24 protein-coding genes and 1 other RNA gene are annotated in these 25,513 nt (G+C 57.9%); 16 read left to right on the top strand and 9 right to left on the bottom strand.

What is annotated here, in order from left to right; translation table 11 throughout:
- Positions 1-14 precede the first annotated feature (14 nt).
- The 3 genes from NZ740_07760 to NZ740_07750 all read right to left on the bottom strand — a co-directional run bounded on the left by NZ740_07760 (position 15) and on the right by NZ740_07750 (position 4,378).
- Positions 15-947 carry a putative 2-dehydropantoate 2-reductase gene (locus NZ740_07760; GenBank protein MCS6771906.1) on the bottom strand — a complete coding sequence of 311 codons (933 nt, stop codon included), beginning with the start codon at positions 945-947 and terminating at the stop codon, positions 15-17.
- Positions 948-1,055: 108 nt separating this feature from the next.
- Positions 1,056-3,950, bottom strand: a complete 2,895-nt coding sequence (locus NZ740_07755; GenBank protein MCS6771905.1) for an insulinase family protein — start codon at positions 3,948-3,950, stop codon at positions 1,056-1,058.
- Positions 3,951-4,033: 83 nt separating this feature from the next.
- The gene (locus tag NZ740_07750; protein MCS6771904.1) at positions 4,034-4,378 is read right to left on the bottom strand and encodes a hypothetical protein; all 345 of its coding nucleotides are present in this window, start codon (positions 4,376-4,378) and stop codon (positions 4,034-4,036) included.
- Between the two features lie 140 nt (positions 4,379-4,518).
- Here NZ740_07750 and prfB point away from each other — a divergent pair.
- From prfB to lepB, 11 genes are all read left to right on the top strand, one after another.
- Positions 4,519-5,641, top strand: a protein-coding gene (prfB, locus tag NZ740_07745) for a peptide chain release factor 2 (protein MCS6771903.1) whose coding sequence is annotated in 2 segments (ribosomal slippage) — positions 4,519-4,584 and positions 4,586-5,641 — 1,122 coding nt in all. Because the reading frame shifts where the segments join, the coding sequence is not laid out codon by codon here.
- Positions 5,638-6,429 carry an indole-3-glycerol phosphate synthase TrpC gene (gene trpC, locus NZ740_07740; GenBank protein ID MCS6771902.1) on the top strand — a complete coding sequence of 264 codons (792 nt, stop codon included), beginning with the start codon at positions 5,638-5,640 and terminating at the stop codon, positions 6,427-6,429. Before prfB ends, trpC begins: the two co-directional genes overlap by 4 nt.
- Entirely contained in the window at positions 6,426-7,031 is a 606-nt protein-coding gene (locus tag NZ740_07735) for a phosphoribosylanthranilate isomerase (protein ID MCS6771901.1), read from the top strand. The genes trpC and NZ740_07735 overlap by 4 nt, the downstream gene beginning before the upstream one ends.
- A complete protein-coding gene (trpB, locus tag NZ740_07730; GenBank protein ID MCS6771900.1) occupies positions 7,016-8,242 on the top strand; it encodes a tryptophan synthase subunit beta in 1,227 nt (408 codons plus the stop codon). Before NZ740_07735 ends, trpB begins: the two co-directional genes overlap by 16 nt.
- A complete protein-coding gene (locus NZ740_07725) occupies positions 8,239-9,123 on the top strand; it encodes a YicC family protein (GenBank protein MCS6771899.1) in 885 nt (294 codons plus the stop codon). Before trpB ends, NZ740_07725 begins: the two co-directional genes overlap by 4 nt.
- On the top strand, positions 9,120-9,743 hold the full coding sequence (gene gmk, locus NZ740_07720) for a guanylate kinase (protein MCS6771898.1): 624 nt from the start codon (positions 9,120-9,122) through the stop codon (positions 9,741-9,743). Before NZ740_07725 ends, gmk begins: the two co-directional genes overlap by 4 nt.
- Positions 9,744-10,318: 575 nt before the next feature.
- On the top strand, positions 10,319-10,774 hold the full coding sequence (gene nrdR, locus NZ740_07715) for a transcriptional regulator NrdR (GenBank protein MCS6771897.1): 456 nt from the start codon (positions 10,319-10,321) through the stop codon (positions 10,772-10,774).
- Between the two features lie 305 nt (positions 10,775-11,079).
- Positions 11,080-11,403 carry a hypothetical protein gene (locus NZ740_07710; protein MCS6771896.1) on the top strand — a complete coding sequence of 108 codons (324 nt, stop codon included), beginning with the start codon at positions 11,080-11,082 and terminating at the stop codon, positions 11,401-11,403.
- A 63-nt stretch (positions 11,404-11,466) separates the two neighbouring features.
- Positions 11,467-12,126 (top strand): ribulose-phosphate 3-epimerase, encoded by a 660-nt coding sequence (gene rpe, locus NZ740_07705; GenBank protein MCS6771895.1) that lies wholly within the window; start codon positions 11,467-11,469, stop codon positions 12,124-12,126.
- A gap of 7 nt (positions 12,127-12,133) precedes the next feature.
- Entirely contained in the window at positions 12,134-13,936 is a 1,803-nt protein-coding gene (lepA, locus tag NZ740_07700) for a translation elongation factor 4 (GenBank protein ID MCS6771894.1), read from the top strand.
- A complete protein-coding gene (gene lepB / locus NZ740_07695) occupies positions 13,933-15,036 on the top strand; it encodes a signal peptidase I (protein MCS6771893.1) in 1,104 nt (367 codons plus the stop codon). Before lepA ends, lepB begins: the two co-directional genes overlap by 4 nt.
- Before the next feature lie 330 nt (positions 15,037-15,366).
- On the opposite strand, the gene glgA is transcribed toward lepB, so the two are convergent.
- Positions 15,367-16,809, bottom strand: coding sequence for a glycogen synthase GlgA (glgA, locus tag NZ740_07690; protein ID MCS6771892.1), 1,443 nt, complete (start codon positions 16,807-16,809; stop codon positions 15,367-15,369).
- 54 nt (positions 16,810-16,863) lie between these two features.
- On the opposite strand from glgA, the gene NZ740_07685 reads away from it, so the two are divergent.
- On the top strand, positions 16,864-19,038 hold the full coding sequence (locus NZ740_07685; protein ID MCS6771891.1) for a VacB/RNase II family 3'-5' exoribonuclease: 2,175 nt from the start codon (positions 16,864-16,866) through the stop codon (positions 19,036-19,038).
- On the opposite strand, the gene NZ740_07680 is transcribed toward NZ740_07685, so the two are convergent.
- The 3 genes from NZ740_07680 to NZ740_07670 form a co-directional block, all read right to left on the bottom strand.
- Complete coding sequence (locus NZ740_07680) at positions 19,023-19,931, bottom strand: hypothetical protein (protein ID MCS6771890.1); 909 nt, start codon at positions 19,929-19,931, stop codon at positions 19,023-19,025. The two genes, NZ740_07685 and NZ740_07680, sit on opposite strands and share 16 nt — an antisense overlap.
- Positions 19,932-19,934: 3 nt before the next feature.
- An RNA gene (rnpB, locus tag NZ740_07675) (RNase P RNA component class A) lies at positions 19,935-20,327 on the bottom strand.
- A 16-nt stretch (positions 20,328-20,343) separates the two neighbouring features.
- Positions 20,344-21,048, bottom strand: a complete 705-nt coding sequence (locus tag NZ740_07670; GenBank protein MCS6771889.1) for a C4-type zinc ribbon domain-containing protein — start codon at positions 21,046-21,048, stop codon at positions 20,344-20,346.
- Between the two features lie 95 nt (positions 21,049-21,143).
- Here NZ740_07670 and NZ740_07665 point away from each other — a divergent pair, with 95 nt between their 5' ends.
- The 4 genes from NZ740_07665 to NZ740_07650 are packed head-to-tail and all read left to right on the top strand — an operon-like array spanning position 21,144 to position 23,768.
- A complete protein-coding gene (locus NZ740_07665) occupies positions 21,144-21,491 on the top strand; it encodes a DUF1475 domain-containing protein (GenBank protein ID MCS6771888.1) in 348 nt (115 codons plus the stop codon).
- Positions 21,488-21,961, top strand: coding sequence for a DUF2062 domain-containing protein (locus NZ740_07660; GenBank protein MCS6771887.1), 474 nt, complete (start codon positions 21,488-21,490; stop codon positions 21,959-21,961). Before NZ740_07665 ends, NZ740_07660 begins: the two co-directional genes overlap by 4 nt.
- The gene (locus NZ740_07655; protein ID MCS6771886.1) at positions 21,958-22,749 is read left to right on the top strand and encodes a DUF1295 domain-containing protein; all 792 of its coding nucleotides are present in this window, start codon (positions 21,958-21,960) and stop codon (positions 22,747-22,749) included. Before NZ740_07660 ends, NZ740_07655 begins: the two co-directional genes overlap by 4 nt.
- On the top strand, positions 22,746-23,768 hold the full coding sequence (locus NZ740_07650) for a cyclopropane-fatty-acyl-phospholipid synthase family protein (protein ID MCS6771885.1): 1,023 nt from the start codon (positions 22,746-22,748) through the stop codon (positions 23,766-23,768). Before NZ740_07655 ends, NZ740_07650 begins: the two co-directional genes overlap by 4 nt.
- 64 nt (positions 23,769-23,832) lie before the next feature.
- Here the strand turns inward: NZ740_07650 and NZ740_07645 are convergent, their stop codons facing one another.
- Positions 23,833-24,429 carry a riboflavin synthase gene (locus NZ740_07645; protein ID MCS6771884.1) on the bottom strand — a complete coding sequence of 199 codons (597 nt, stop codon included), beginning with the start codon at positions 24,427-24,429 and terminating at the stop codon, positions 23,833-23,835.
- Positions 24,414-25,511 carry a bifunctional diaminohydroxyphosphoribosylaminopyrimidine deaminase/5-amino-6-(5-phosphoribosylamino)uracil reductase RibD gene (ribD, locus tag NZ740_07640; protein ID MCS6771883.1) on the bottom strand — a complete coding sequence of 366 codons (1,098 nt, stop codon included), beginning with the start codon at positions 25,509-25,511 and terminating at the stop codon, positions 24,414-24,416. The genes NZ740_07645 and ribD overlap by 16 nt, the downstream gene beginning before the upstream one ends.
- Positions 25,512-25,513: the final 2 nt, after the last annotated feature.

Below are 25,513 nucleotides of genomic sequence, written 5' to 3'. Positions count from 1 at the left end.
AGAACGGCGAGCGATCACGGGCGGACCGAATCCAGAAAACGCAGTTGCCGGAGGATAGTCTGGATTTGAGGCGCGGAGCGGCCTGCTGCCTGCGCGGCTGCCAACGGCCGCTCATAAATCGTCTCGATCTCCATCGGACGGCCGCGTTCGTAGTCGATCATCATGCTGGTTTTGTACGGTTTCATGCGGTCCGTATCGTCCAGCATTTTCTGCACGAACGCGCGGTCAATTTGTTTCCCGCAGGCCGCCGCGCAATCCGCCACCTCCATCATCAGTGACTCGATCAGCTCCCGGCTCGATGGGTTTAGCATCAATCGGTCCGTTGTACTTCTCAAAATGACCGAGAGGGCGTTGAAAGGAATGTTCCAGACCAGCTTTTTCCAACGCGCGCGAAGCAGGTCTTCCGTGCACATCGCACGGACCTGAGCCGCTTGGAAATCGCCCGCGATGGCTTCCAGACGAGGCGTAACGCCCCCCGGTTTGCCATCCGGCCGATACTCCCCAAGCACGACATCCCCATAATCCAAATGAAGGATGGAGCCGGGCGCGATTTTGTTTACGCAAATGAAACACAGTCCGCCAATTACGCGATCCGGCCCCACAACCGCGGCGGCATCCGCCTCGACGCCCAATCCGTTCTGCAGCATGAGCACCACCCCTTCGGGAGCGAGCGGGCCGGCGAGAAGGGTGGGCAGAAGATGGTTGTGAGTGGTCTTTAGCGCAACGATGACAACGTCGCACGGCGGCATTTCAGCCGCTGATTTGTAGGCGTTGATTCGCCCGAGCGTGAGAATTCGATTTTGCGACTCCACTCGGAGCCCGTATTCCCGCACATGTTCGTAATCGCTATGGAGCAAAAAATGAACCTCAAAACCGGCCTGCTGCAGGCGCGCTCCATAGAATCCGCCTACAGCTCCCGTGCCGATAACCGCATATCGTCGACTCATGCCGCCCTTTTAGCATAATCGCATTGAGGATAGCGAGATGCGATCATGCGGGCCCCGTGGGCATGCGCGACGTTCGGCGGTTTGCGACTGCCGCGGTGGGATTGTGTTCTACAGCACACGCGTAATGGACGACCCGACGACGCTCGACAGGGAGGATTCACTGCCCACCGCCGCCACACGTCCGTATTCTCGGGCCTGCCGAAGAGCCTCGCCCAACAGGCGGAAGTCGTCGACGTGCGCATCAAGAATTTCTTCACGCATTCGTTGGCGAAAGGGTTCGGGGTCGTTGGCCAACCATCGACATAACGCCGCGTATCCCCGCGCGTCGGGCAGCATGTGTTGGTCAAGGTCTCCGATAGCGCCAATAATCGCTTTTTCCATCTCGTTTTTATCGAGCTCGATTTGCTTCAGGAATTCGGCGGCCTGGTCGAAGACCTCAATGGTCTCGCGAAGGTTGGGGTCGCGGTACGAGGAAAACGTGACCAATCCGGAACGGTGGTCGAGCGAACAGAATGCCCCATAGGCACCGCCACGCATTCGGACGCGCTCCCACAGGTAACCGTTCCTCAGGAAACGCGCAGCAACGAGGTCGGAGCCCCGGAAGGCATGAGCGCCGACGCGGAGGTCGTAGACCTTGGCAACATAGTGAACTGTTGCCGGAACCGCCAGCCCCTCGAAAGCTGGGGCCGCATTCAACGGCCACGGAGGTCGGCGATCCGGCCGCTCCGGAATGGAATCGATCCATTCCTCGAGAAGCGGCTCCACCTTGGTCCACGTGTCCGCGGAACAGGTGACGTTGAAAATCATAGTTCGCCGGTTGAGCAAAAGGCTGCGTATGTTTTCCAAAGCATCAGCGACAGCGGGCCAGTTGGCGTCGATCTCCGCGATCAAATTTCTGAGGAAAACGAGGTAGCTGACGCCCCCCATCCGTTCGGCGGCATAATCTGATTCATTATAAAGCGCGCGCGCTCGCAGCGCCGCAAACCGATGGCCGGACGGGATGAGATCGGACTCAAGGCGGGCCTTCTCCTCCGCGGCGAGTTGCCGGATTCGGGTCTTGAGGTCGAGCCGCGCATGGAACAGAACATCTCGGAGAATATCGATCAGGTCGGCCGCCTGGGCGTCCAGTGCTTTGCCACGCAGGACCAGCCAGACTGTTCCGGAATCGGTCTCGCGAACAATGGATGAAAAGGTTCTCGGCACAATCCCGCCTGTACGGCTGCCGATCCGCTGCTGGAGAGCGACAAAATCTTCCCGGGTCGTGCCGGTCTCCAACAGGCAGCGCCCCAGCAGGGGCACATAAGGCAATTGGCCGGGTGATAGGGCTCGAACGTTCAGAGCGACATCCAAATAGAAGATGCCATTGGTAAAGATGTCATGGTGGAGGGCGCGAGCCTTTGCCACAATCAACTTCGCTGTGGGGATGTTTTTATTCCGCCTGGGAAGGTCTTTAACGGAGAGTCGTGGAATTTTCGCGAGGGCAGCCGGATCATCGGGGGCGGTCTGGCGCGCCTTCAATGCTGCCGTATGGGCAGCTAGCTCCCGCAATTGATCTTCGGTCAGTCCGGCCCTTGCCTCGTCGAGTCGTCTCTTCTCGGCCTCATCGAGTTGTCGACCCAGTTCGGGATCGGCATGAAGGGTCAAAACCGTATGATGGGGATTGTCGAGGAGCCATGCCCGGACAAGTTTTTCAAAGAACGGCTCGCCGGATGCCCATCGCGCGCGCACGTCCGCCAGAGGCTTAGCGAATAGAAGGGGCGCGAATGGATCACCCCCATACAGCCAGCTCGTGAGCGATCGCAACATCAGCGACAAACCCCGGGGATACGAACCCGTATTGTTTTCGCGCAGCGTAAACTCCACGGTGTTCAGCGATGATTCGACAGTAGCGGCCTCGATTCCCTCGGACGCAAGCCGTTCTAGGGTGCGGCGGGCCAGCGCTTCGACCTCGCCGCATCGGCGGGGCTCGACCCCTTTCAGTCCTGTGGAAAAGAACATTTGCCGGGCGTGAGTTTCGAGGCCGCACCCGCAAAGATCCTCGCCCAGGCCGGAATCGATCAGGGCTTTTCGAAGCGGCGACGCCGGCGTCCCGATCAGGATGTGCGCCAGGATGGTCGCGTGGAGAGCGCTCTGCGCGTCGGTCGGAGAAGGCAGCGCCCAGTTTAGTGCGACGAACGATTTGGCGTGCGGATCATCCGTGCGATATCTGTGCTCCATCCGCCGAGGCGCATCGAATGGTTTTTGCAATGGCACATCGGAATCCGGGTGTCGCGCCTCAAAAGCCGAGAGCCAGGGCTCGAGGTATTCCAATCGCTTTTGGGGGTCATCATCTCCGTAAAACCAGATTCGACTGTTCGACGGGTGATAGAAACGCCGGTGGAACGCTACCAGTTGATCATGGGTCAAATCGGGGATTCGCGAAGGGTCTCCGCCAGAATCCAACCCGTATACCGTATCGGGAAACAGGGAATGCTGGGCCTGTTCAATCAGCACGCTGTCCGGTGACGAATAGACCCCCTTCATCTCATTGAAAACGACTCCCTTGAAAGACAGCGGCTGGTCTGGGGCCTCCAACTCGTAATGCCACCCTTCCTGCTCAAAAGCCTCAACGGTCAGCAACGGGTAAAATACCGCGTCGAGGTACACATCGATCAGGTTGTAAAAATCCTGAAGATTCTGGCTCGCCACGGGGTAACAGGTTTTGTCGGGGTAGGTGAAGGCGTTTAGAAAGGTTTGAAGAGAGCCTTTCAGCAACTCGACAAAAGGCTCCTTGGTCGGGTAGGAACGCGAGCCGCATAGCACGCAATGTTCAAGAATGTGCGCTATGCCGGTGTGATCCGGCGGCGGTGTGCGAAAGGTAATGCCGAAGACCTTGTTCTCGTCGTCGACACGCACCGACATCACTTCAGCCCCGGTACGGGTGTGCCGGTAGAGTGTCGCCTCGGCGCCATATTCCTCGATCGATTCTGATCGCAATGGCTCAAATGATCCAGAGACACTCATATTGAACTCCGTCTGATTAGCACTGGAAGATATCCAACAGGGAGCAGCTGAATCGGACTCAGGAAAAGAAGCGGTCGCTCGGACTAATCGAAGAATACAACCACATCCAACTCCGAATCGGGGGCATCCGCTACATCGAGAACTGTCAGGCGGCCGGTGATGACATCGACATCATCGCGCCAGTTCCGCGCGGTGTCCTTTTGGTCAAGCACCACACGATAAACACCCGGCCGGAGATCAAACGGCCGGTCGGAGAAACGCCCCACACGCCCGACAAACTCGCCATTCACGTAAACCCGGATTTCCCATGAAGTATTGTTCTCCACAAAAAGAGCGCCATTCCCTGGCGCCGGAATATGGTCCCGATCGTCATCAACATCACATCCGCCAAGGAGCAGGACTGCAAGGACCGCCAGCGCAAAACGCATCAAATGTATCAAAAATCTATTCATGACAGTCTTAATAAGGAAGATACGCGTCGCGCACTTCGCGTTCAACGGTTGTTTCCGATTGTCAAATTGCCGCTTCATCCCCATCTTGTACCGATTATTCAAAACTGAATCGATAGATGGCTGATCTTCGCGAATTGACCGATCGAATGGAGTTTGTCCGGCGCAAGCTGGACGAACTAAGGGGGTTTCTTTGACGTTGAAGGCCGCAAGAGAGAGTTGGAGGAACTGGAAGCGTTGTCGGCTTCACCCACCTTTTGGGACGACCCTAACAAAGCCCGCGCCTCCATCGAAAAGGCCAACCAAATCAAATCGATTCTAAACCCATTCGATCAGTTGCTTCATGAAACGGAGGAAGTAGCCGTCCTTTTGGATCTGGCGGCCGGCGAGCCGGAGGGACCTTCGCGCGACGAAACACTTCGTGAGGCTCAGGAACGGACGGATCGGCTGGAGGACGCGTACAAGCGATTTGAGCTTCAAACGCTGCTTTCCGGGCGTTTCGATGCGAATAACGCTTACCTCGACATCAACGCCGGCGCCGGTGGAACGGAGTCGTGCGACTGGGCCGCGATGCTGCTGCGCATGTACACGCGCTATTGTGAAAAACGGGGATTTCGAGTGGATTTGCTGGACATGCAGCGCGGGGATGAAGCGGGGATAAAGAGCGCATCACTTCTTGTATCAGGACCCTACGCTTACGGCTACCTCAAGGCCGAACGGGGGGTTCACCGGCTGGTGAGAATCAGCCCCTTTGACGCCAACAAACGGCGGCATACCTCCTTCGCAGCCGTGGATGTCGTAGCGGAAGTGGACGAAAACGTGGAAATCGATATCCAGGATAAGGACCTTCGGATCGATACATTTCGCTCCAGCGGAGCGGGGGGGCAACACGTGAACAAAACCGATTCGGCCGTTCGTATCGTTCATATCCCGACGGGCATCGTCGTCCAATGCCAGGCCGAACGCTCCCAGCACGCGAACCGCGACAAGGCGATGAAAATGCTGCGCGCGAAACTGTACGAGTACGAAATGGACAAAAAGCGACGCGAGATGGAAAAATTTTACGGCGAAAAGGGTGAAATCGCCTGGGGTCGCCAAATCCGCAGCTACGTGCTGCAGCCCTACACGATGGTCAAGGATCATCGCACCGATTTCGAAACCGGTCAGGCCGATCTCGTGCTAGACGGGGACCTCGACGGATTCATTGAGGCCTATTTGCGATCCGAACGCGCCAAAGCATGAATATCCTCGACCAGATTCTCGCCGATAAGCGGCGAGAAATCGATCAACGAAAACAATCGGTGCCGCTTCGCAAAATGGAACGTCGGGCGCTGGCATCCCCATCGCCACCCGATTTTCTGGCCGCACTCCGTTCAAAGCCCATCGGACTTATTGCCGAAGTCAAGCGACGCTCGCCCTCCGCCGGCTTGATCCGTACACCCTTTGATCCGGCCGAGATCGCGACAGAATACGAACGGGGAGGTGCTCAAGCTGTCTCGGTTCTGATGGACGCGCCGTATTTCGGAGGAGGCGAGGGCGATTTCGAGGCGGTCCGCAGGGTGGTGGACCTTCCCTTATTGTACAAGGAATTTGTGGTCGATCTCTGGCAGGTGTTTCATGCGCGAGCGATGGGCGCTTCCGCGGTCTTGCTGATCGTTGCTGCTTTGGAGGACGGCGACCTTAGGGAGCTTAGTCGATGCGCCGAATCGCTCGGACTAGTGCCGCTGGTTGAGGTTCACGACGCGAGCGAACTTTCGCGCGCGTCGGATCTGGGCGCCCGGTGCATCGGCATCAACAACCGAGATCTCAAAACGTTTCATACGACGTTGGAAACGACCGAAGAGCTGTCGGGCCTTGCGCCGGCGGGGTGTTGTCTGGTCAGCGAGAGTGGGATCGGGTCGGCGGAGGACGTCGAGCGCGTGCGGCGCGCCGGGGCGCATGCGGTATTGGTGGGGGAATCGCTGCTGCGCCGCCCTAGGCTGGCGGAGGCCATTCAAGATTTGATGGGTCGAGCATGGGCGTCAGGGTGAAGATTTGCGGACTGGCGCGCGCGAAGGACGTCCTTGCGGTGGCTGAATGCCATCCGGATGCCATCGGCTTTGTATTCTGGCCGGGTTCCAAGCGGGCCGTACGCGCCCGCGATGTCGCCGAATGGGTCGTCGACCTCCCAACCAATATTTTAAAGGTTGGTGTTTTCGTGGATGCCACACGCAGCGACATTGAACGCACCATGGCTGTGGCCGGACTCGACATCGCCCAACTGCATGGAAACGAATCTCCGGAGGAGTTCGTCGGATTTCGTGGGGGATTGTGGCGGAGCGTGAGGTTGTCGAGCGGGTCCCATGTCGATCCAGCGGCATGGCACGTTGACGCATATCTGATCGATACTTATAGTGAGGAAGCGCCCGGTGGCACGGGCAGGGTAGGGGACTGGGTCCGGGCGCGCGAGTTCGTCGTGGCCTGTTCGAGGCCCGTATGGCTCGCCGGCGGTCTGACGCCCAACAACGTCCGGGAAGCCATACGGAGGGTCCAGCCCTGGGGTGTGGACGTTAGTTCGGGGGTTGAAGAGGCGCCGGGACAGAAGGATTTGGAAAAGGTCAAAGCGTTTATCGAAGCATGCCGAGAGGACTGACAGAACCAGATTCCATGGGGCATTTCGGGCCCTACGGCGGGATGTATGTCCCGGAGACCTTGATGCAGCCGTTGCAGGATCTCGCCGCTGAGTACATGAAAATTCGGAGAGATCCGGCGTTTCGTCGGGAGCTTGGCGAATATTTGCGGAACTATGTCGGCCGGCCGACGCCGCTTTACTATGCCCCGCGCTTATCGGAAGAAATCGGGGCCAGGACCTATCTCAAGCGGGAAGACCTCTGCCACACGGGAGCCCATAAGATCAACAACTCGCTGGGTCAGGCGCTCCTTGCCCGGCGAATGGGCAAGCGACGCGTCATTGCCGAAACGGGCGCCGGGCAGCACGGAGTGGCCACGGCAACGGCTGCGGCGATGTTCGGGATGGAATGCGTGATCTACATGGGCGCAGTGGACATGGAACGCCAGGCGCTCAATGTCTCGCGCATGAAGCGATTGGGCGCCACGGTCGTTCCTGTCACTGCGGGCCAGCAAACCTTGAAAGAGGCCATCAACGAAGCGATGCGCGACTGGGTAACCAACGTGCGCACGACGCACTACATCCTCGGTTCGGCGCTGGGGTCTCATCCCTACCCGCTGATGGTTCGCGATTTTCAAAGCGTGATTGGCCGTGAAGCACGCGCCCAGATTCTCAAAGCTGAAGGGCGGCTGCCGACTCATGTGCTGGCTTGCGTGGGCGGGGGAAGCAATGCCATCGGAATTTTTTACCCCTTCATCCGAGACCACGAGGTGACGTTGATCGGCATTGAAGCGGGCGGCGAGGGGATCCGACCCGGCCGGCACGCGGCGAGATTCGCCGGTGGGCAGGTGGGTATTCTCCAGGGGACGCGCACGTATCTCCTCCAAGACCCCGACGGCAATATCCAGCTCACTCACTCGGTAAGCGCGGGATTGGACTACGCCGCCATCGGACCCGAACACGCCCTGCTGAGGGATTTGAAGCGCGCTGAATATCACTACATTTGTGACGAAGATGCGGTGGAGGCGCTCAACCGGCTTTGCCGACTCGAGGGAATATTGCCGGCCCTGGAGACGGCTCACGCCGTGGCTTACGCTTTGAAGGCGAAACGCCGTTTCCGGAAAGACGACCTGATTATCATCAATTTGTCGGGGCGGGGCGACAAGGATGTCCAGCAACTCGAAGCGTGGGAACACGGCCGGGCTCACTCCGGCCGAAATGGAGGAGACCGGTGAGCATCCGGAGCATGACCGGCTTCGGGCACGGCTCGGCAACGGTCGGCGGAATCCACGCTGAAGTCGAAATCAGTTCCGTCAATCGCAAGCAACTCGACGTCGTCCTCTCGTTGCCCCGCCCCTTGAGCTGCCTGGAGGCACGGCTTCACGAAGAGGTGGCCGCCGAGATGTCGCGCGGGCGCATTTCGATAAGCATCAAGGTGAAAACGACGACGGTCGACGGCAGCCATAGTGTTCGCTTGGATTACGCGCTCGCCAGAGCCTATCTGGAAGCGTTTCAAAAGGCTGGAAAGGCGTTGGGCATTCCCGCCGATGTGAACGTTCGGATGCTTGCTGAATTGCCGGGTGTCTTGGCCATCGAAACTCCGGAGGAAGATCCTGAAAAGGTCTGGCCGGCCATTCAGCGAGCTCTACGTCAAGCGCTGCAGAAATTGGACCAAATGCGCCTGCGCGAGGGGAGGGCGCTCGCGATCGATTTGTCTAAACGGATTGACCGGCTCACCCGCCTGTCTTCCAAAATTCGTCGCCGGGTGCCAGGTTCTGTCGAAGGGTACCGAAGGTCGCTTGCAAGGCGCGTTCAAGCGATCCGGCGCGATATTCCGATCGATCCGGATCGCATCGAGCGGGAGGTTGTGATGTTCGCAGACCGTGTGGACATCACGGAGGAATGCACACGGATCGAAAGCCACCTCAATCAGGCTCGGCAGTTGCTGCGGGGAAGCGAGCCGGCGGGTAGGGCGCTGGACTTTCTCGCGCAAGAATTGAACCGCGAGATCAACACAATCGCATCCAAGTCGGCAGACCGTGAGATTGCAAAAATGTCTGTCATGTTTCGCGCCGAATTGGAACGGTTTCGGGAACAGGTGCAAAATGTCCAGTGATTGATCTGCCTCCCAGATCTCTCTTGCTGGTTGTTTCCGCTCCGTCGGGCGGCGGCAAAACGACGCTTTGCGAACGCCTCCTCGCGGAGTTTGACCAGATGATCTACTCCGTTTCCTGCACAACCCGGCCGCCGCGCGAGGGCGAAGTCGATGGCGTTGACTACTACTTTATCTCTGAGGCCGAGTTCGAAAAAAGAGTTCGAGCCGGAGAGTTTCTCGAGCACGCGATTGTGCACGGACACCGATATGGAACCCTTCGGCGGTTCATTGAGCGGGGCTTCGCGACCGGGCGGGACGTTTTGATGGACATCGATGTCCAGGGAGCTGCGCAAATCCGCGCGAGTCTCGCGGCGCTGCCGCCGAACGATCCCCTGCGCCTTGGATTCGTGGATGTGTTCATCGCGCCGCCGTCCATCGAAGTTCTGAGGAAACGGCTGTATTTGCGTGGCAAGGATTCAGACGAAGTGATCGAACGACGCATCGCGCAAGCGGAGCAGGAGTTGAGCCGCTGGCGCGAGTATCAATATCTCATCATCAATGATCGGCTCGACGCCTCCTACGACGCATTACGAGCCATCGTAGTGGCCGAACACCGGCGTGTAGCGAGGAGAGCTGTGTGATTTTTTTGCAACGATGGTTGACGGCAACGACAAGTGTTCTTATTCTGTTGCAAACGTGATAGAATTTAATGAGCAGTGAATCACACTTGTTCGATGCTATCGCTGGCCATGTCGCTGGCTGATCCATTTTTCTCTCTGATCTCCGATCCGCTTCACATGCATCCGAGAGCGGCTATCAAAGGTCGCAGGTTCGAGTTCGGATTGTCTTCGAAGGCCGCCATCTTCCTGGGACGCGCTAGCGTTCCACGGCGGGGTGGCGAGCAAGCGAAGGAAACACAAGGTACGCAAAGCGGAAAGGAGGGATGAAAGCCATGGTCGCCAAGAAAGCAGCGAAGAAGGCGGCGAAGAAAGCGGCGAAGAAAAAATAAGCCGATAAAAAAGGAACCTGGCCGTTGATCGGCCAGGCCGTGAAATGACGACTCGCGATTCTCAAGGTCAAAGAGTCGTCATTTCATTTTTCAGCTAACGAATGCCACCAGATTCTGGCAAGTAGAAATCCTCAAAACTTGTTTGCTATACAGCCCCTAGTCGAATAAATTACACGAGACCGCTACAGGTTGTGGCATCGAGACGTTATGCGTTGCCCGAAATGTAACCATTTGGATGACAAAGTGATCGACAGCCGGATGGTCCGAAACGGCGATGTGATCCGGCGACGACGCGTTTGCCTGGCCTGCGGCTATCGCTTCACGACGTATGAGGAGGTCGTCAAACCCGGCTTGCGCGTCATCAAGCGTGATGGACGGCATGAAGATTTTGACCGCAAGAAACTGATCACCGGCATCGAACGCGCATGTGAAAAGCGACCCATCAGCTCTCAACAAATCGAAGCGCTTGTTGATTCGATCGTCCAGGAACTCGAAAGCGAATACGAGCGCGAGGTGCCATCCACGGTCATCGGCCAAAAGGTGATGGACAAACTCGAAGAGCTCGACGAGGTCGCCTATGTCCGGTTTGCCTCCGTTTACAGGCGCTTTCGAGATGTGAACCAGTTCCTGAGCGAGGTTGAGGGACTGATCGGTCGAGAATGATAAGGCCCACATCCGCTCCATCGTATGAGGACCCGCTCCGCCGAGTCGATTCTCTGGTCGACCTTTGTTCTGAATCCGGATTCGATAACGCCGCAATTCGAGAGATATGGAACGGGGTGAGGATGTTTCTGGATCAGACTGGCTGCCCCAGGAATTACGTGGCGGATGCAGAGGCTTTGTGTCTCGCTAAGGCCCTCGCATTGTGCGGCTTCAAGGAGGAAGCGGCACGATCGTGCGCACTAGCGCATTCCGCACGGCCTTTTGGCGGATGTCTGCCCGCCGCACAACTTTCAACCGCTGGATTGATGGCGCTGGCCCTGGGGGTGCTGAGGGGCGTCGAGAGACCCGCGCTTGTGCCGGGCTTTTGTATCGTGCTTGACGGCGAGCCGCTAAGCCGCAGTGGTTTTCTTTCGCTCGACTTCGCGTTCTGGCCGATGATCCGAACGCTGCTGCGCGATGCGCTGCAAATCCTCAATTCGGCCTGTCGACCTGGCGCCGTGATGATGAAAAACTGGTCCAAATCCGGCGCTAAGAAGCGCATCGCCGCGTGGCGCGGCGAAGTGGCCTGTCTGTTTGCCGATCTTGCTGGGATGGATACAGCTCACCGGCTTATATGGGCCTCCACATGACCTTTGGCGGGCCCGACCTTGACGTTGGCTGGGGTGTTGGCTAGCGTCGCATCTCCTTCGCACATGCCGAAACTCCAAATTCTTCCATCCTTGTTAGCCGGCGATTTTGGAGCTCTCGCAGAGTCCTGTCGCATCGCTGAGGCGGCCGGCGCGGATGGCCTGCACCTGGATGTCATGGACGGCCATTTTGTACCCAACCTGACCATGGGGCCGGACATCGTCCGGGCAGCACGCCGCGCCACACGATTGCCGTTGAGCGTTCACCTCATGTGCACACACCCGGGAACACTTTTGGAGGCATTTCTCGATGCGGGCTCCGATCTGATTCTTGTTCACGTGGAGGCGCGGGAATCGCCCGGTCCTCTTCTCAAACGGATTCGGGAGGCTAACCGTCGTGCGGGAGTTGTTCTCAATCCGGAAACACCGGCGGCCGCCGCTGAACCTTGGCTCGGGGCGTCCGACGAAATTCTTGTGATGACCGTGCACCCGGGGTTCGGCGGCCAACCGTTTTTGGAGCATGTCACTCCGAAGATTACCGAGTTGCGTCGCCTGGCGCCGAATATCGACATCTCAGTCGATGGCGGAATCCACGCGGAGACGGCCGAACGGTGCGCGCGGGCTGGGGCGAACGTGATGATCGCGGGAACATCGCTATATCGATCAGCCGACATGAAGGCGGAAATCGCTCGCATGCGCGATCGCTGCCTGCGATGCCTGGCGTGACTTGGACATGCGCGATCTCTCTCACATCCGCAACTTCTGCATCATCGCGCACATCGACCACGGGAAGTCGACGCTCGCCGATCGACTGCTGGAAATGACGGCGACGATTGAGAAGCGGCTGATGCAGGATCAGGTCCTGGACGCGATGGACCTCGAACGGGAGAGGGGCATCACGATCAAAGCCCACCCTGTAACGATGTACTACACTGCGAAAGACGGGAGGCGCTACACGTTTAACTTGATCGACACTCCCGGGCACGTGGACTTTTCCTACGAAGTCCAGCGAAGTCTCGCGGCCTGCGAGGGGGCGTTGCTGGTGGTCGACACAACCCAGGGCGTGGAAGCCCAGACGGTCGCCAACACCTACCTGGCCGTCGCGCAAGGCCTGACGATTGTGCCCGTGCTGAACAAAATCGATATGCAGAACGCCCGCATCGAGGAGGCGGAAAAGCAGTTGGAGGAAATACTCGCGATCCCCTCGCAGGACGCCTTCAAGGTCAGTGCGCGCACCGGGCTAGGGGTGGATCTTCTGCTGGAGGGCATCGTGGCCCGAATCCCGCCCCCTCGGACGACTCTCGAGCAACTTCGCGCACTGGTCTTCGATTCGACCTATGACAACTTCCGCGGAGTGGTCACTTACATTCGCGTCGTCGATGGCTCCCTGAAGCCGGGCGATCGAGTGCGCCTGCTCAGCACCGGGCGAGATTACGAGGTGAAAGAAGTCGGCATATTCACCCCAAATCCCGAGCAGGTTGCCGCACTGGGGCCCGGTGAAGTGGGTTATTTCATCGGAAACATCAAGGACCCTGCTGAAGTCCGTATTGGCGATACGGTTACGCTCGCGCAACGGCCGGCCTCCGTTCCGCTACCAGGGTTCAAAGAGATTCATCCGATGGTCTTCAGCGGCATTTATCCGATCAATACAGCAGACTTCGAAAAGTTGAAAACCAGTCTGGAAAAGTATCGCCTGAATGACAGCTCGTTCAGCTACACCCCTGAGAACTCGGTCGCCTTGGGTCTCGGATTTCGTTGCGGTTTTCTCGGCCTGCTTCATATGGAAATCGTGCAGGAACGGCTCCGCAGGGAATATGACGTCGACATTATTTCTACCTATCCGAACGTTGTGTATCGCGTGTTCACCACCGATGGGGAGATGATCGAGCTGGAAAACCCGACGAAGCTGCCGGATCCCTCAAGAATCGCCCGCATCGAAGAACCTATCATCAAGGCGTTTATCATCTGCCACAACGAGCATATTGGCGACATGTTGCAACTGATCATGGATCGCCGAGGTACCGTCGAAAAAACCGAGTCGCTGGATACACGCCGGGTAATGCTCACTTGCAAGCTACCGTTGAATGAGATCCTGATCGATTTTCAGGACAAGCTGAAGAGCATAAGCCGGGGGTACGCCTCAATGGACTATGAGCATCATGGGTACGAGCCGTCTGATCTGGTACGGCTTGATATCTTGGTCCATGGCGAGCCGGTTGAAGCGTTTTCCTGCATCATCCATCGCACGAAGGCGGAGGGGAGGGGCCGTCAACTTTGCGTCGCGCTCAAAGAGCTGATCCCGCCTGCCATGTTTCCGATCGCGATCCAGGCTGCCGTCAACCGAAAGATCATCGCCCGCGAAACGATCCGAGCCTATCGAAAGGACGTCACTGCGAAATGCTATGGTGGCGACATCACCCGGAAGAGGAAATTGCTCGAACGCCAAAAAGAGGGCAAGAAACGAATGAAACAGTTCGGAAGCGTGAGCATACCGCAGGAGGCGTTCGTAAAGGTTCTGAAAGGCGGCGTGGAATGAGAGGGTTGAGCGAATGGCTATCGCGCCGCAGGCTTCGAAAAGCGGTTCGCCATCTGCTCCACGAGGCGGCGCACCTCCGGCGGATGCGGGAGGACATCGCTTCGTCCGCCTCAATTGACGCCGTTCGCCGGGCAGAAGAGGAGCTGAGGCACGCTCGGCAATCGGGAGACCGGCAGAAAATGGAAGAGGCGGCGGAGCGCCTCGGCGCGGCCCTCGAACTGCTGGCGCCTCCGAGGGCGCACCCGCGACTCCGAGAGAATCTGGAGGTCCTTGTCGTTGCTCTTGTGGTGGCGATGGGCTTCCGGACCTACTTCATCCAGCCGTTCAAAATTCCCACGGGCTCTATGCAGCCCACTCTATACGGGATCACCGTAACGCCGCAAAAAGGAAAAAAGTGGTACGACTATTTTCCAATAAATCTCATTCCGCTGGCCCTGTTTGGTGAACGATACCAGGAGGTGCGGGCGCGTGCAGACGGCCGTTTGGAGGCGCGGTTTGATGAATCGGAAGAATCGATTCGCCTCTATGTATCAGGTGTTCCGCACGACCTGCCGCGGGGCATGGTGGTCAACGTCCAGCCGGGCTCCCAGGTGCGGCGCGGCGAAATTCTGGCCTCCGGACGCGTTCGCCTCGGGGATCACATTTTTGTCAACAAGGTCATCTACAATTTCAGCCGACCCAAGCGCGGCGATATCTTTGTGTTCAGCACGGATGGAATCGACTATCCAAGGATTCGACCTGATTCATTTTACATCAAACGAATTGCCGCATTGCCGGGCGAGCAAGTTCAACTGGACCCGCCTTATCTGGTTGTGAATGGAAGCCCCGTCATCAAACCATACCCCTTTGAAAGAATGCAGGACAAACGCAAGGGTTATCATGGGTACCAGTTGCCGATTTCAGACGGCCGAACCCGTCTGGCGCTTGGATTCCGGGGTCAGACCCTCAAGCTTTCCGAATTTCAGTATTTGCCATTGGGCGACAACACGATGTCCAGCCTCGACGGACGATATTTCGGCGGGGTCGACAGGAAAAACATCGTTGGTCCGGCCTTTATGGTTTACTGGCCGTTCGGTCGGCGATGGGGCTGGGTGCGATAAAAATTGACCCGCAAAAATTTCGATCTGTTTTCAGGGGATTCGTAACATGGTCATTCACGTCGTTGACGGCCCAAAGTTCTTGTATACCAACGTCGCATAATACATATTATGTCTAATAACCTAGGGCGGACAAAACCATATCTTGTGGTGTCGACTCGATGTAATCGTCGAAGGTCACAAGGCGTGTCAAACCTCGCAGAAAGTCGGGATTGTAAGATCGCGGTGACGCGGAACGGCAGAGCTCATTGTCCCTTCACCGTGAAGTACTCACGCGGCGGGTCAAATTCCGCTCAGTCGAAGTCAACCCCTTCCAATATCCCTAATGATTGCCTAATTCGGGGCTCCAATTCGATGGTATAAATCCAGATACTGCTTGGCTGCCTTTTCCCAGGAAAGGTCGAGCCCCATCATTCGCCGAGCGAGCTCCAACCGCTTGGTCGTTTTGTGCCACTCGAGAGCACGATCAAGCGCTCGAAGCAACGCCGTTGCTGTGTATTCGCGGAACTTAAAGCCCGTAGGCTCCGATGATTCATCCGGGTCGCGAATGGAGTCCGAGAGACCGCCAACCGAATGAACAATCGGAACAGTTCCGTAACGCTGGCTATACATCTGGGTCAAACCGCAAGGCTCGGATTTTGATGGGATGAGCATGAAATCAGAACCCGCGGTGATAAGGTGGGATAGGGGGGCGTTGTATCCGATAAGTACCCCTACCCTACCCTTGAAGGTTTCCGCCCACGATCGCGCCAGATCCTCGTATTTCTTTTCCCCGGAGCCCAGCAAAACAAATACGAGGTCGCGCTCCATCATTCCCGGCAGGGCCTCCGCGACGATATCAAGGCCTTTCATGTCGACCAGCCGGGAAACCATTCCGACGATTTTCGTCTTTTCACCCACCAGAACACCCATTTTGGCAGCAAGCGAGCGCCGGCAAGCTGCCTTGCCCTTCAAATCGGATGACGTATAGGGAGCTGGCAGGTGCGGATCCGTTGCGGGATTCCACACCTCGACGTCGATGCCGTTCAACACGCCGAAAAGGCGGTCCTTCACGCTCCGCAGCAAACCATCCAATCCAAATCCCCCCTCAGGTGTTAGAATTTCACGCGCGTAACCCGGGCTGACCGTTGTTACCGCATCCGAACCCGTAATGCCCGCCTTCATGCAGTTGATCTTTCCGTAATATTCAAAAGTGTTCACGGAGTAGGCGCTGAAGGGCAGATTGGTCAGGGCATAATCCGCATCGGGGTAAATACCTTGGTAGGCGATGTTGTGTATCGTGAACATGCATTTCTCGCGGCGACCTCGACGTTTTCCCTGAATACCGTGCTCGAGAAAATACGGGATCATCCCCGTTTGCCAGTCATTCAGATGAATGACATCGGGAGCGAGGTTCAGACGGTCAATGAGCGCAATCACGGCCTTTTGGAAAAAAACAAACCGCTCGAAGTTGTCCTCGTAATCGCGTTCGGGAAGATTGTAGAGCTGGGAACGGTCGAAAAACTCGTCCCGTCGCACGAACCAGGTGATCACCCCGCGGTCATTGACCGTCAGAAATTCAGCGGTGTACTGCTTCATGCCGACGGGCACGGTCACTCGCAAATCCTCCCGGTTGAAGCGGGACGCCTTCTCCAGCACTGTCCGATAACAGGGCATGAACCGATGAACCGTATGACCCAACTTGGCGAGCGCAACCGGCAGCGCCCCCGCAACCTCGCCCAGGCCTCCTGTCGAAGCGAATGGTGATATCTCGCTCGAAACGTATGCGATTTTCATGGAATCATCGGCTTCACGTTGGAATCCCGGCGTCTCAGTGTATAGTCCCACGAAATGGCTTCCAGAGCAAGCTTGGAAAATCGGTTGCTGCAACTAATGGCGGACCCCGCCTATCAGCCGCTAAAGCAGCATGACCTGATTCGCGAGCTGGGCGTCCAACCTCGCGATCGATCATCATTCCGCGCTCTTCTGCGCGACCTGGAAAAGGCAGGCCGCATTGTCCGGCTCCGTAAAAATCGTTGGTCGCTGCCGCAGGCGACGAGGTATGTCGAAGCGCGAATTACGTCTCTGCCCGGCGGCGATGCGATTGCGACGGCCGCCGATGACCCCGCGCGCGAATTTCACATCGACCGCACCCATCTCGCCGGCGCACTGCACGGCGACCGCGTGTTGCTCGAACTTTTTCGGCGCCGCATGCGCGACGGTGTCGAACGGCATCAGGCCCGGGTCGTGCGCGTCATTGAACGCTTTCTGCGAAAAATTCCCGGCGTCCTTATCCGCGGGCCCTATTATTGGTATGTCATTCCGGACCACCCGCGGATTCGGGACAACATCCGCGTCACCGGGGCAGCTTCAGGCATCACGCTTCGGGAGAATTTCCACGTTGTGGTTGAACTGGCGCCGTGGGAGGGACCAGGCGAGGGGCTTCTCGGCAACGTGGTTGAGATCCTGGGCAGGTCGGACGACCCGAAGCTCCCCGTCCGGATCCTTCTGCGGAACTACCAACTTGAAGAGGCGTTTGACGACGACGTCGAGCGTACCGCTCGAAGCCGAAGTGCAAAACTTACCGAGGATGACCTTGCAGGCCGCGAAGATGCGCGAGCCCTCATCGCATTCACCATTGATCCCGAAGATGCGCGTGATTTTGACGATGCCGTCTCGCTGGTCTCCATCTCGGATGGATGGGAATTGGGGGTGCATATCGCCGACGTATCCCATTTTGTGCCCCTGGGCTCGGCGGTCGACCGCGAGGCGGCCCGCCGCGGAAACAGTGTCTACCTCACGGGCGGCTTTGTGCCCATGCTGCCGCATTATTTGACGTCCGACGTCTGCAGTCTGGCGCCAAGGATCGACCGCCTTACCTATTCCGTCTGGATTCGGATTGACAACAACGGAAAGGTTCTCGGGCACCGAATTGCTCCTTCCATTATCCATTCGCGTGCGCGCCTGGACTATGATCAGGTGCAGCAACATTTCGACCGCCCCTCCTCCTCGACCATACCTTCGGAAATCCGCGAAACGTTGGAGGCCATGTGGTCGCTGGCTGCTACTCTTCGAAGGCGTCGTATGGCGCTGGGAGCTCTCGACCTTTCGATGCCGGAGATCAAATGCGAGCTTGATGAAAGCGGGCGCCCGGCGGTGATTCGCAGGCGCGGAGCACTCCAGGCGTACCATCTTATCGAGGAATTCATGTTGCTGGCAAATGTCGCTGTCGCCGAGGAATTGTCCGCCCGGCGATCGCCGGCCCTATACAGGATCCATGATGAGCCATCGGAGGAACAATGGGCGGCCATGGCCGAGAGCCTTGCGAAGCTGGGAATTCGGCACGCTCCTTCAAACAAGTCGGAAATCAATCAGATCTGCGCGGAAGTTGCCGGAACGCCGCGGGAATACATCGTGAATTTGACTATCCTTCGTCACCTCAAACGGGCGCTTTACTCCGAGAGACTTTCCGGCCATTTCGGGCTGGGATTTCCCAAATACACGCACTTCACCTCGCCCATTCGCCGTTATCCGGATTTGATTGTTCACCGTCTCCTCAAATCCCTTCAGGCAGGCCGCCGGCCTCCCTACACACGGGAAGAATTGCAGGTTCTTGCCGATCACTGTTCCACCACGGAGCGCAACGCCGATGAGGCGGAAGCAGAGAGCCTCCGCCAAGCTTGCCTGACCTACTACGAGGCCCAACTTCAAGCCGGCCGCACAGGGCCCTATGAGGCGCTGATAACCGGCGTCAATCCCCGCGGACTTCTCATCGAACTTCAGGAATCCCTACAACGAGGGATGATCCTGTTTCGTGACATGAGGGATGGCGACTTCATCGTGGACGAGGAGGCGGGCCGGGCGCGGTCACGGGATCGCCAACGCGTTTACCGCATCGGCGACACGGTGCAAGTGGATCTGCTCCGCGTGGATACCCGGCGACAAAGAATAGACTTCACTCTGGCTGATCCGGCTAGTCGCGGAGCGCCGCCCGAAGGCCGTCGCGGGCGTCATCGAATCAGGTAAATCAACTTTTCCTCACGGCCTTCGCGCTCGATGTCGAGAACCAGTGCGCTGATCCGATTCTTCAGAAATTCGGAAAGAAAATATTCCGCCCTCCGCTGGCTGACCATCCGCATCGAATTGACCCGACGGATTATATCGCCCTCCCGCAACCCGACCGCGCGAAAAAAGTCCTCCTCGCCCTCGGAATCGAGGACATAACCCGAGATCGACTCCCCATCCATCACCGGCTTGAGCGAAGCATAGACGTTCGCGATTCGTTCCGGATCTTCGAGGACCTCCGCGTAATACCTCAGCAACTCGTCCCGTCGAAACACCCATCGATTCTCCCCCACCCTCTTCCCGAAGCGAGACGTTTCAAGAGCGGGCATATCTTCCATGCTCAGTGGCTCGGACGAAGATGTGGAAACAACGTGCCGCTCGGACGAGGAGGCCGCGCGGAAACTGAGGGTGATTTCAAAAACCCGCTGGTCCTGCCGAAGGCGAACGCGATCCGCCTCGATATGCAGCACGGTGACATCCTCAACCTGATCCCCCTCCCTCACAATGAACTGCGTTTTCCGCGCGATGTCGTCGATGATGGCCAAACGACCGGACGGTTCACTCTGTCCCTCGGATTCCGCCCCATACAGGAAAAATGTGCCGGCAAGTCGAAAACGGGAATCGGGAGTCTCGGAAACGGAAGCTGCGGGGCTTCCGGCCCGGAAGACGCCCCAAGCGTCGCGCGGAGGCAAGGGTTCCTGAAGATCGGTCGTCGAAGCCGGCAACGGAGCGGGCGGCTCAACATAGCGAGGCAGGCCTCGAAGCGTGAGGTAGACGTGGACGGCTGCCATGGCCGCGAGCAGAAGGCAAAGGGCCGCTCCCGCAGCGGCCGAACTGGCGACAATACTGTTCATATAAAGAAAGGCATGGCGCGGTAAGCCGGATTCTGTCACCGCCTGAGCGGTCCGGTCATTTGTCTGATGCGATCTACCCGAGGCACTCCCCGTTCAGGGGTCCCCCGCTCGTGCGGGGAGAGGCGGGCCACCTCGTGCCTCCTACGCGATCTTGCTCCGGGCGGGGTTTGCCTTGCTCCGAACCTCTCGGTCCGGAACGGTGGTCTCTTACACCACCTTTTCACCCTTGCCGGCCGTTGAAACGGTCGGCGGTTTGTTTTCTGTGGCACTTTCCGTCAGTACGGTTTGACCGTACCCCTCCCGACCGTTTCCGGCCGGGACGCCCTGCCCTGCGGAGTCCGGACTTTCCTCCCCCCGGCGCCGAGCGGACCGGGGAGCGACCGGGCGCCATGCCTGCATCATATATACCCCTTCACCCGCGCCAATACAAGAGACGACCGCAATAGGAACAGCTCGTCATAACCGTTCCTCGCTTGGCGTCGTGCACCGATTGCGGCGGCAACTGCATGTGACAGCCGCCGCACGATCCTCTGTCCACGGGAACGACGGCAAAATCGCCAGTATGGTTGAGGACGCGTTCATAGCGGGATAGCCATGCCGGATCGACCTGTTTCGCTAGCTCCGACCGCTCTGCAGCAGCCCTCTCCAGCTCCGCGCGAAGATTCGCAAGCCGCTGATCCAGCGCTCGGGCCTCGCTCTCGAACACTGCAGCCTCCGACTTATACTTCTGCTCGATCAAAGCCAGGTTCGCGCGCAGCCCTTCGGTCTCTTCCATCAATTGAATTTCCCGATCCTCCTCGTCCCGAATGGCCTTTTCCGTCGCAGCGATCTCCCGGTCCAGAGCGCGATATTCCTCGTTCGTCCGAACAGTGTTTTGTTGGGCGCGGAGTTTACCAATCTTTTGGCGTAGGGATTCGATCTCCAAGTCGATGGCTTTGATCGCAGCAGCGTTTTTTTTCAGCGCTTCATGCGCCGCGTTCAGCGCAGCCTTGTGTTCCTGCAACGCCTTCTCGTGCAGCTTTTTCCGCGCCGGAATATCCTCAATTTCACGCTTGAGCTGTTTGATCCGCCGGTCGCGGTCCTGGAGAACAAGCAACTGTTCAATCGATGTCAACATGCTTCTCCTGAAATTCCGGCGACGATACGACCCGAGGCTGTCGAAGTCAACGGCTCCGCCATGTAAGCAGATGGTGCTCCGTGCGATATACAGGCGTGGATAGGCAAAAAGTATTCTTCTACGCTTTGTTTTGTTCGATATTCGCTGCCATGTCGTGGGCGACGGTCCGCGCCAGCCTGGACCGCAACGTCATCGACGCCACGAGGGAACTTATTCGCGATCCCTGGGTTGTGGCAGCTCTCTTCGACGCCTATTTCGGTTTTTTGACCTTCTATCTATGGGTTTATTACAAAGAGACGCGCGCGGCCGCCCGTTTGCTCTGGTTTGTCGCCATCATGCTGCTGGGCAATTTCGCGATGTCATTTTATGTCCTTCGGGAACTCATACGCCTTCCTCCCGGCCAGCCGGTTCACCTCATTCTACTCCGGAGATCGCACGGGTGACCCGCCGCCGGTTTGCTCAGACCGTTTTGGATCTCCTTCGACAAGGCGTCAGCCCGCCGAAACTCGCCGCGAGCCTTGCACTAGGCTCTCTGATCGGTGTCATTCCTGTCCTCGGGATTACCACCGTCTTGTGCATGGCCGTGGCCCTTCTATTTCGCTTGAATCTTGTTGCCATCCAACTCGCGAATTGGTTGGTGTATCCGCTTCAAATCGCCCTTCTTTATCCGTTTTATTGGGTCGGCGCTCGCCTTTTCGGCACGGGTGAATTTGAGTTGAGCGGGTCCGAAATCTTTCACCTTCTATCCACGGATTGGGTGATGGCGATTCGGGAATTCTGGGATGCCACGCTTCGTGCGGTTGCCGCGTGGTTGATTGCTTCACTGGCGTTGGGTCCACCTCTTTACGCCGCACTGGGATTTCTACTTCGTAGCGCATGGAGGAGCAACTCCAGTTCCAGGGTGCAGCCATGAATGGATGGATGTTGATGATTGAAGGCTGTGCGGCCGCCATGATCGCCATGGTTTTCTTGTGGTTGATTCAGCGGAGAATCGGCAATGCCGGAATTGTCGACGTCGCGTGGGCAGCCGGAATCGGTTCCCTGTTTGTGATCTTCGCCGCGCTCGGTGAAGGACCAACTGCCCACCGCCTTGCGATCGCGATCATGGGAGGCCTATGGGGTTTGCGACTCGCCGTTCACATTCATCGACGTGGCCACGGCAAGCCGGAAGATGGGCGGTACGCGGAATTAAGGCGGAAATGGGGTCCGGATTTCCAACCCAAGCTCCTCGCGTTTTATCAGCTTCAGGCCCTAACGATCGCTTTTTTTTCGCTGCCCGCAGCGCTCATCTCGACATCGCCCTCGGACCTCGTATGGGCCGCGTGGAACTCGGCGGGGCTGATCATCTGGGCCGTCGGCTGGATTGGGGAATGGATTGCGGACGCCCAACTAGAAGCATTCAAGCGGGATCCGATGAAAACAGAAAGCGTATGCCAAAGAGGCCTCTGGCGATATTCACGCCATCCGAATTACTTCTTTGAATGGCTTGTCTGGGTTGGAATCGCCATTTTTTGCCTGCCTGCTCCACAAGGATGGCTGGCTGCGGCCTGTCCTGCAGCCATGTTATATGTGTTGCTCAGAGTGACCGGAATCCCGGCCACGGAGGCACAGGCGCTGCGGTCAAAGGGTGAGGCATACCGACGCTACCAGCAGCAGACCAGCATGTTCGTTCCGTGGCCTCCCCGAAAGGACGTCATATGAGACCTTGGGCTTTGATCGAAAGGGGATGGATCCCCGACCCGATTTTGCGATGGGGTATTCGGCGTCTCCTTTCAAAGCGTCTGGAAATCGAGGCGGCCCGGGCCAGCGATTTGCCTCGATGGATCGAAAGCCTAAAACGCGGTCCGATTGCCATCCATTCGGATGCGGCGAATCGGCAGCACTACGAACTCCCGACCTCTTTTTTCCAGACCGTTCTGGGGCCTCGTCTGAAATATAGTTGTTGTCTGTGGTCCGAGGGCGCAGAGGATCTCGCCGCAGCAGAGGAGGCCATGCTGAGTCTCACTTGCCGGCGGGCTGAAGTTGCAGATGGCCAACGCATTCTTGAACTCGGCTGCGGGTGGGGCTCGCTTGCCCTGTACATCGCCGAACACTATCCGAATTCGAAGATTGTTGCGGTTTCGAATTCCAGGACACAGAGACTCTTCATCGAAGAAAAAATCCGCGAGCGCCGACTGAAAAATCTCGAGGTGATCACGGCAGATATGAATGACTTTCAGGCGCCCGGCACATTCGATCGCGTCATCTCTGTCGAGATGTTCGAGCATATGCGAAATTATGAGGAGCTGCTGGCTCGAATTCGTCGCTGGCTCGTGCCGAATGGCCGACTATTTGTGCACATTTTTTGCCATGACCGTTATGCCTATCCGTTCGAGGCGGAGGGGGATGACGATTGGATGGCCAAATACTTTTTCACCGGAGGCGTCATGCCGTCCTTTGATTTGTTGAGCCGATTCGACCGCGATATGCGGCTGGTCGAATCCTGGAAGGTCAACGGCCTCAATTATGCACAAACCCTTGAAGCGTGGTTGAAGCGGATGGATTCATCACGTGATGCCATTTGGCCGATTTTTGAAGGCGTTTATGGTAAAAAGGATGCCCAGCGTTGGTGGATGTATTGGCGGATCTTTTTCATGGCCTGCGCTGAACTCTTTGCCTATCGGGGCGGCGAAGAATGGTACGTGGGCCACTATCTTTTGGCTCCAAGAGATGTCGGCTAGTCCTACCGGTTAGTGAGCAAGCCGGATCTCGCTGATCTTTGCCTCCCGATTCACCGCTTGATTATCAGGAAGTTCGGAGACGCACAAACCGCTGCACGTATTTGCCGATCATATCTGTCTCCAAATTGACGGCGTCGCCAGGCCTCAACTCTGACAGCGAGGTGTTCGCCCACGTGTGAGGAATCAGGTGAACGGTGAATCCATCGTCGAATAAATCGACGAGGGTCAGGCTCACACCGCTGACTGCAATCGAGCCTTTTCCCACCATTTGCATCATCAACTCCGGATCGCAACCAATCTCAAGAATCCAGTCTCGACCAATAGGCGTCAGTTTGCGCACCCGCCCTACCCCGTCGACATGCCCGGTCACAAAATGGCCTCCGATCGGATCGCCCGCCCGAAGAGCTCGTTCCAAATTCACGCGTGAGCCGATCTTCTTTTCGCCGAGATTCGTCCGGTCAAATGTCTCCTTGAGAACGTCGAAGCTCAAAACGCCAAATCTGGCTTCCGTCACCGTGAGGCAGATTCCCTCGACCGCTACGCTTTCGCCAATGGAGATAGAGGGCTCCCATTCACCGGCGCGCACGCGAAGCCGGCCGTGTCCACCGCTGCGTTCTAGGGTTTCAATTTCACCGGTTCTCTGAACTATGCCTGTAAACATAAGCCTCCTTTCTGTGAGCCGCGCAGCGGTCGGGCAATCACGAGGATATCGGGATCCAGTTGTTCCACGCGTTCTACGCGCCACAACGGCGCCCTATGGAGTCGCCATCCACCGCCAATCGATGGCCTGCCCGAAGCGCCCAGTACTTTGGGCGCGTAGAAAAACCACGCCTCGTCGACCAATCGCTCGCGGATCAACGAGCCGGCCAGCTCTCCGCCGCCTTCGCACACGACGTGCAGAAGTCCCATGGAGCCCAACACTCCGAGGACTCGGCGCATACGAAACCGACCGTCCGGCGCGGGAAGCTCAGCAAGGTGAATGCCCCGCGTGGCGCACATTTCACGAAACTCGCGGGGGGCCTCGGGGGAAACCAGCACCAGTGTCTGCTCACGATACCGATCGCGAAACAGCCGGAGCGAAAAGGGCAATCGTCCCTTGGGATCGAGCACGATCCGCCAGGGCCGCCGTCCATCAGAGGGATTCGGCAAAAGGGTCGGATTGTCGAGCGCGGCGGTTGCGCGGCCAACCATGATTCCGTCGACACGCGCGCGAAGGCGATGCACGGCGTTTCGGGCCTGCTCGCCGCTGATCCAGCGCGAACGGCCCCGCTCGTCCGCAATTCTGCCGTCCAGCGTCATTGCGAGCTTGAGCGTGACAAAGGGCCGGCCCAGTCTCTGCAGGCAAGCAAACGGCTCAATCAGCCGCGCACATTCCTGTTCCAAGACGCCGACAGTCACGGAGATGCCGGACGCCCGAAGCAAATCGAAACCTCGCCCGCCGTGCCGTGGATTGGGATCAGCTACACCTGCAACTACACGTCGGATGCCCGACCGTAGGATGGCGTCTGTGCACGGCGGAGTTCTGCCCCACGTGCTGCAAGGTTCCAGCGTGACATATAGGTCAGCCCCCCGCGAACGTTCACCGGCCGCCTGCAGCGCGACCACTTCAGCGTGCGGACCCCCCGCCCGCTCATGGTAGCCTTCGGCCACCAGTCCGCCGTTTTTGACGATAACTGCGCCCACCGGGGGGTTGGGCCTCGTGAGCCCTTCGCCCCGCCTCGCCAGCTCGATCGCTCGGCGCATCC

The organism is Kiritimatiellia bacterium (assembly GCA_025054615.1).
Classification (GTDB): domain Bacteria; phylum Verrucomicrobiota; class Kiritimatiellia; order CAIVKH01; family CAIVKH01; genus JANWZO01.
Note: the sequence above shows the minus strand (reverse complement) of the source record. Positions and strands in the feature narration are given on the sequence as shown.

What these genes read in the sequence shown, in the direction of transcription:
- NZ740_07750 (MCS6771904.1), bottom strand. Translation starts at nt 4,378, where the DNA reads ATGCGTTTTGCGCTGGCGGTCCTTGCAGTCCTGCTCCTTGGCGGATGT.
- ribD (MCS6771883.1), bottom strand. Translation starts at nt 25,511, where the DNA reads ATGCGCCGAGCGATCGAGCTGGCGAGGCGGGGCGAAGGGCTCACGAGG.
- glgA (MCS6771892.1), bottom strand. Translation starts at nt 16,809, where the DNA reads ATGAAAATCGCATACGTTTCGAGCGAGATATCACCATTCGCTTCGACA.
- NZ740_07760 (MCS6771906.1), bottom strand. Translation starts at nt 947, where the DNA reads ATGAGTCGACGATATGCGGTTATCGGCACGGGAGCTGTAGGCGGATTC.
- trpC (MCS6771902.1), top strand. Translation starts at nt 5,638, where the DNA reads ATGAATATCCTCGACCAGATTCTCGCCGATAAGCGGCGAGAAATCGAT.
- lepB (MCS6771893.1), top strand. Translation starts at nt 13,933, where the DNA reads ATGAGAGGGTTGAGCGAATGGCTATCGCGCCGCAGGCTTCGAAAAGCG.
- rpe (MCS6771895.1), top strand. Translation starts at nt 11,467, where the DNA reads ATGCCGAAACTCCAAATTCTTCCATCCTTGTTAGCCGGCGATTTTGGA.
- trpB (MCS6771900.1), top strand. Translation starts at nt 7,016, where the DNA reads ATGCCGAGAGGACTGACAGAACCAGATTCCATGGGGCATTTCGGGCCC.
- lepA (MCS6771894.1), top strand. Translation starts at nt 12,134, where the DNA reads ATGCGCGATCTCTCTCACATCCGCAACTTCTGCATCATCGCGCACATC.
- NZ740_07755 (MCS6771905.1), bottom strand. Translation starts at nt 3,950, where the DNA reads ATGAGTGTCTCTGGATCATTTGAGCCATTGCGATCAGAATCGATCGAG.
- NZ740_07685 (MCS6771891.1), top strand. Translation starts at nt 16,864, where the DNA reads ATGGCTTCCAGAGCAAGCTTGGAAAATCGGTTGCTGCAACTAATGGCG.
- NZ740_07645 (MCS6771884.1), bottom strand. Translation starts at nt 24,429, where the DNA reads ATGTTTACAGGCATAGTTCAGAGAACCGGTGAAATTGAAACCCTAGAA.
- NZ740_07680 (MCS6771890.1), bottom strand. Translation starts at nt 19,931, where the DNA reads ATGAACAGTATTGTCGCCAGTTCGGCCGCTGCGGGAGCGGCCCTTTGC.
- nrdR (MCS6771897.1), top strand. Translation starts at nt 10,319, where the DNA reads ATGCGTTGCCCGAAATGTAACCATTTGGATGACAAAGTGATCGACAGC.
- NZ740_07710 (MCS6771896.1), top strand. Translation starts at nt 11,080, where the DNA reads ATGGCGCTGGCCCTGGGGGTGCTGAGGGGCGTCGAGAGACCCGCGCTT.
- NZ740_07650 (MCS6771885.1), top strand. Translation starts at nt 22,746, where the DNA reads ATGAGACCTTGGGCTTTGATCGAAAGGGGATGGATCCCCGACCCGATT.
- NZ740_07670 (MCS6771889.1), bottom strand. Translation starts at nt 21,048, where the DNA reads ATGTTGACATCGATTGAACAGTTGCTTGTTCTCCAGGACCGCGACCGG.
- NZ740_07655 (MCS6771886.1), top strand. Translation starts at nt 21,958, where the DNA reads ATGAATGGATGGATGTTGATGATTGAAGGCTGTGCGGCCGCCATGATC.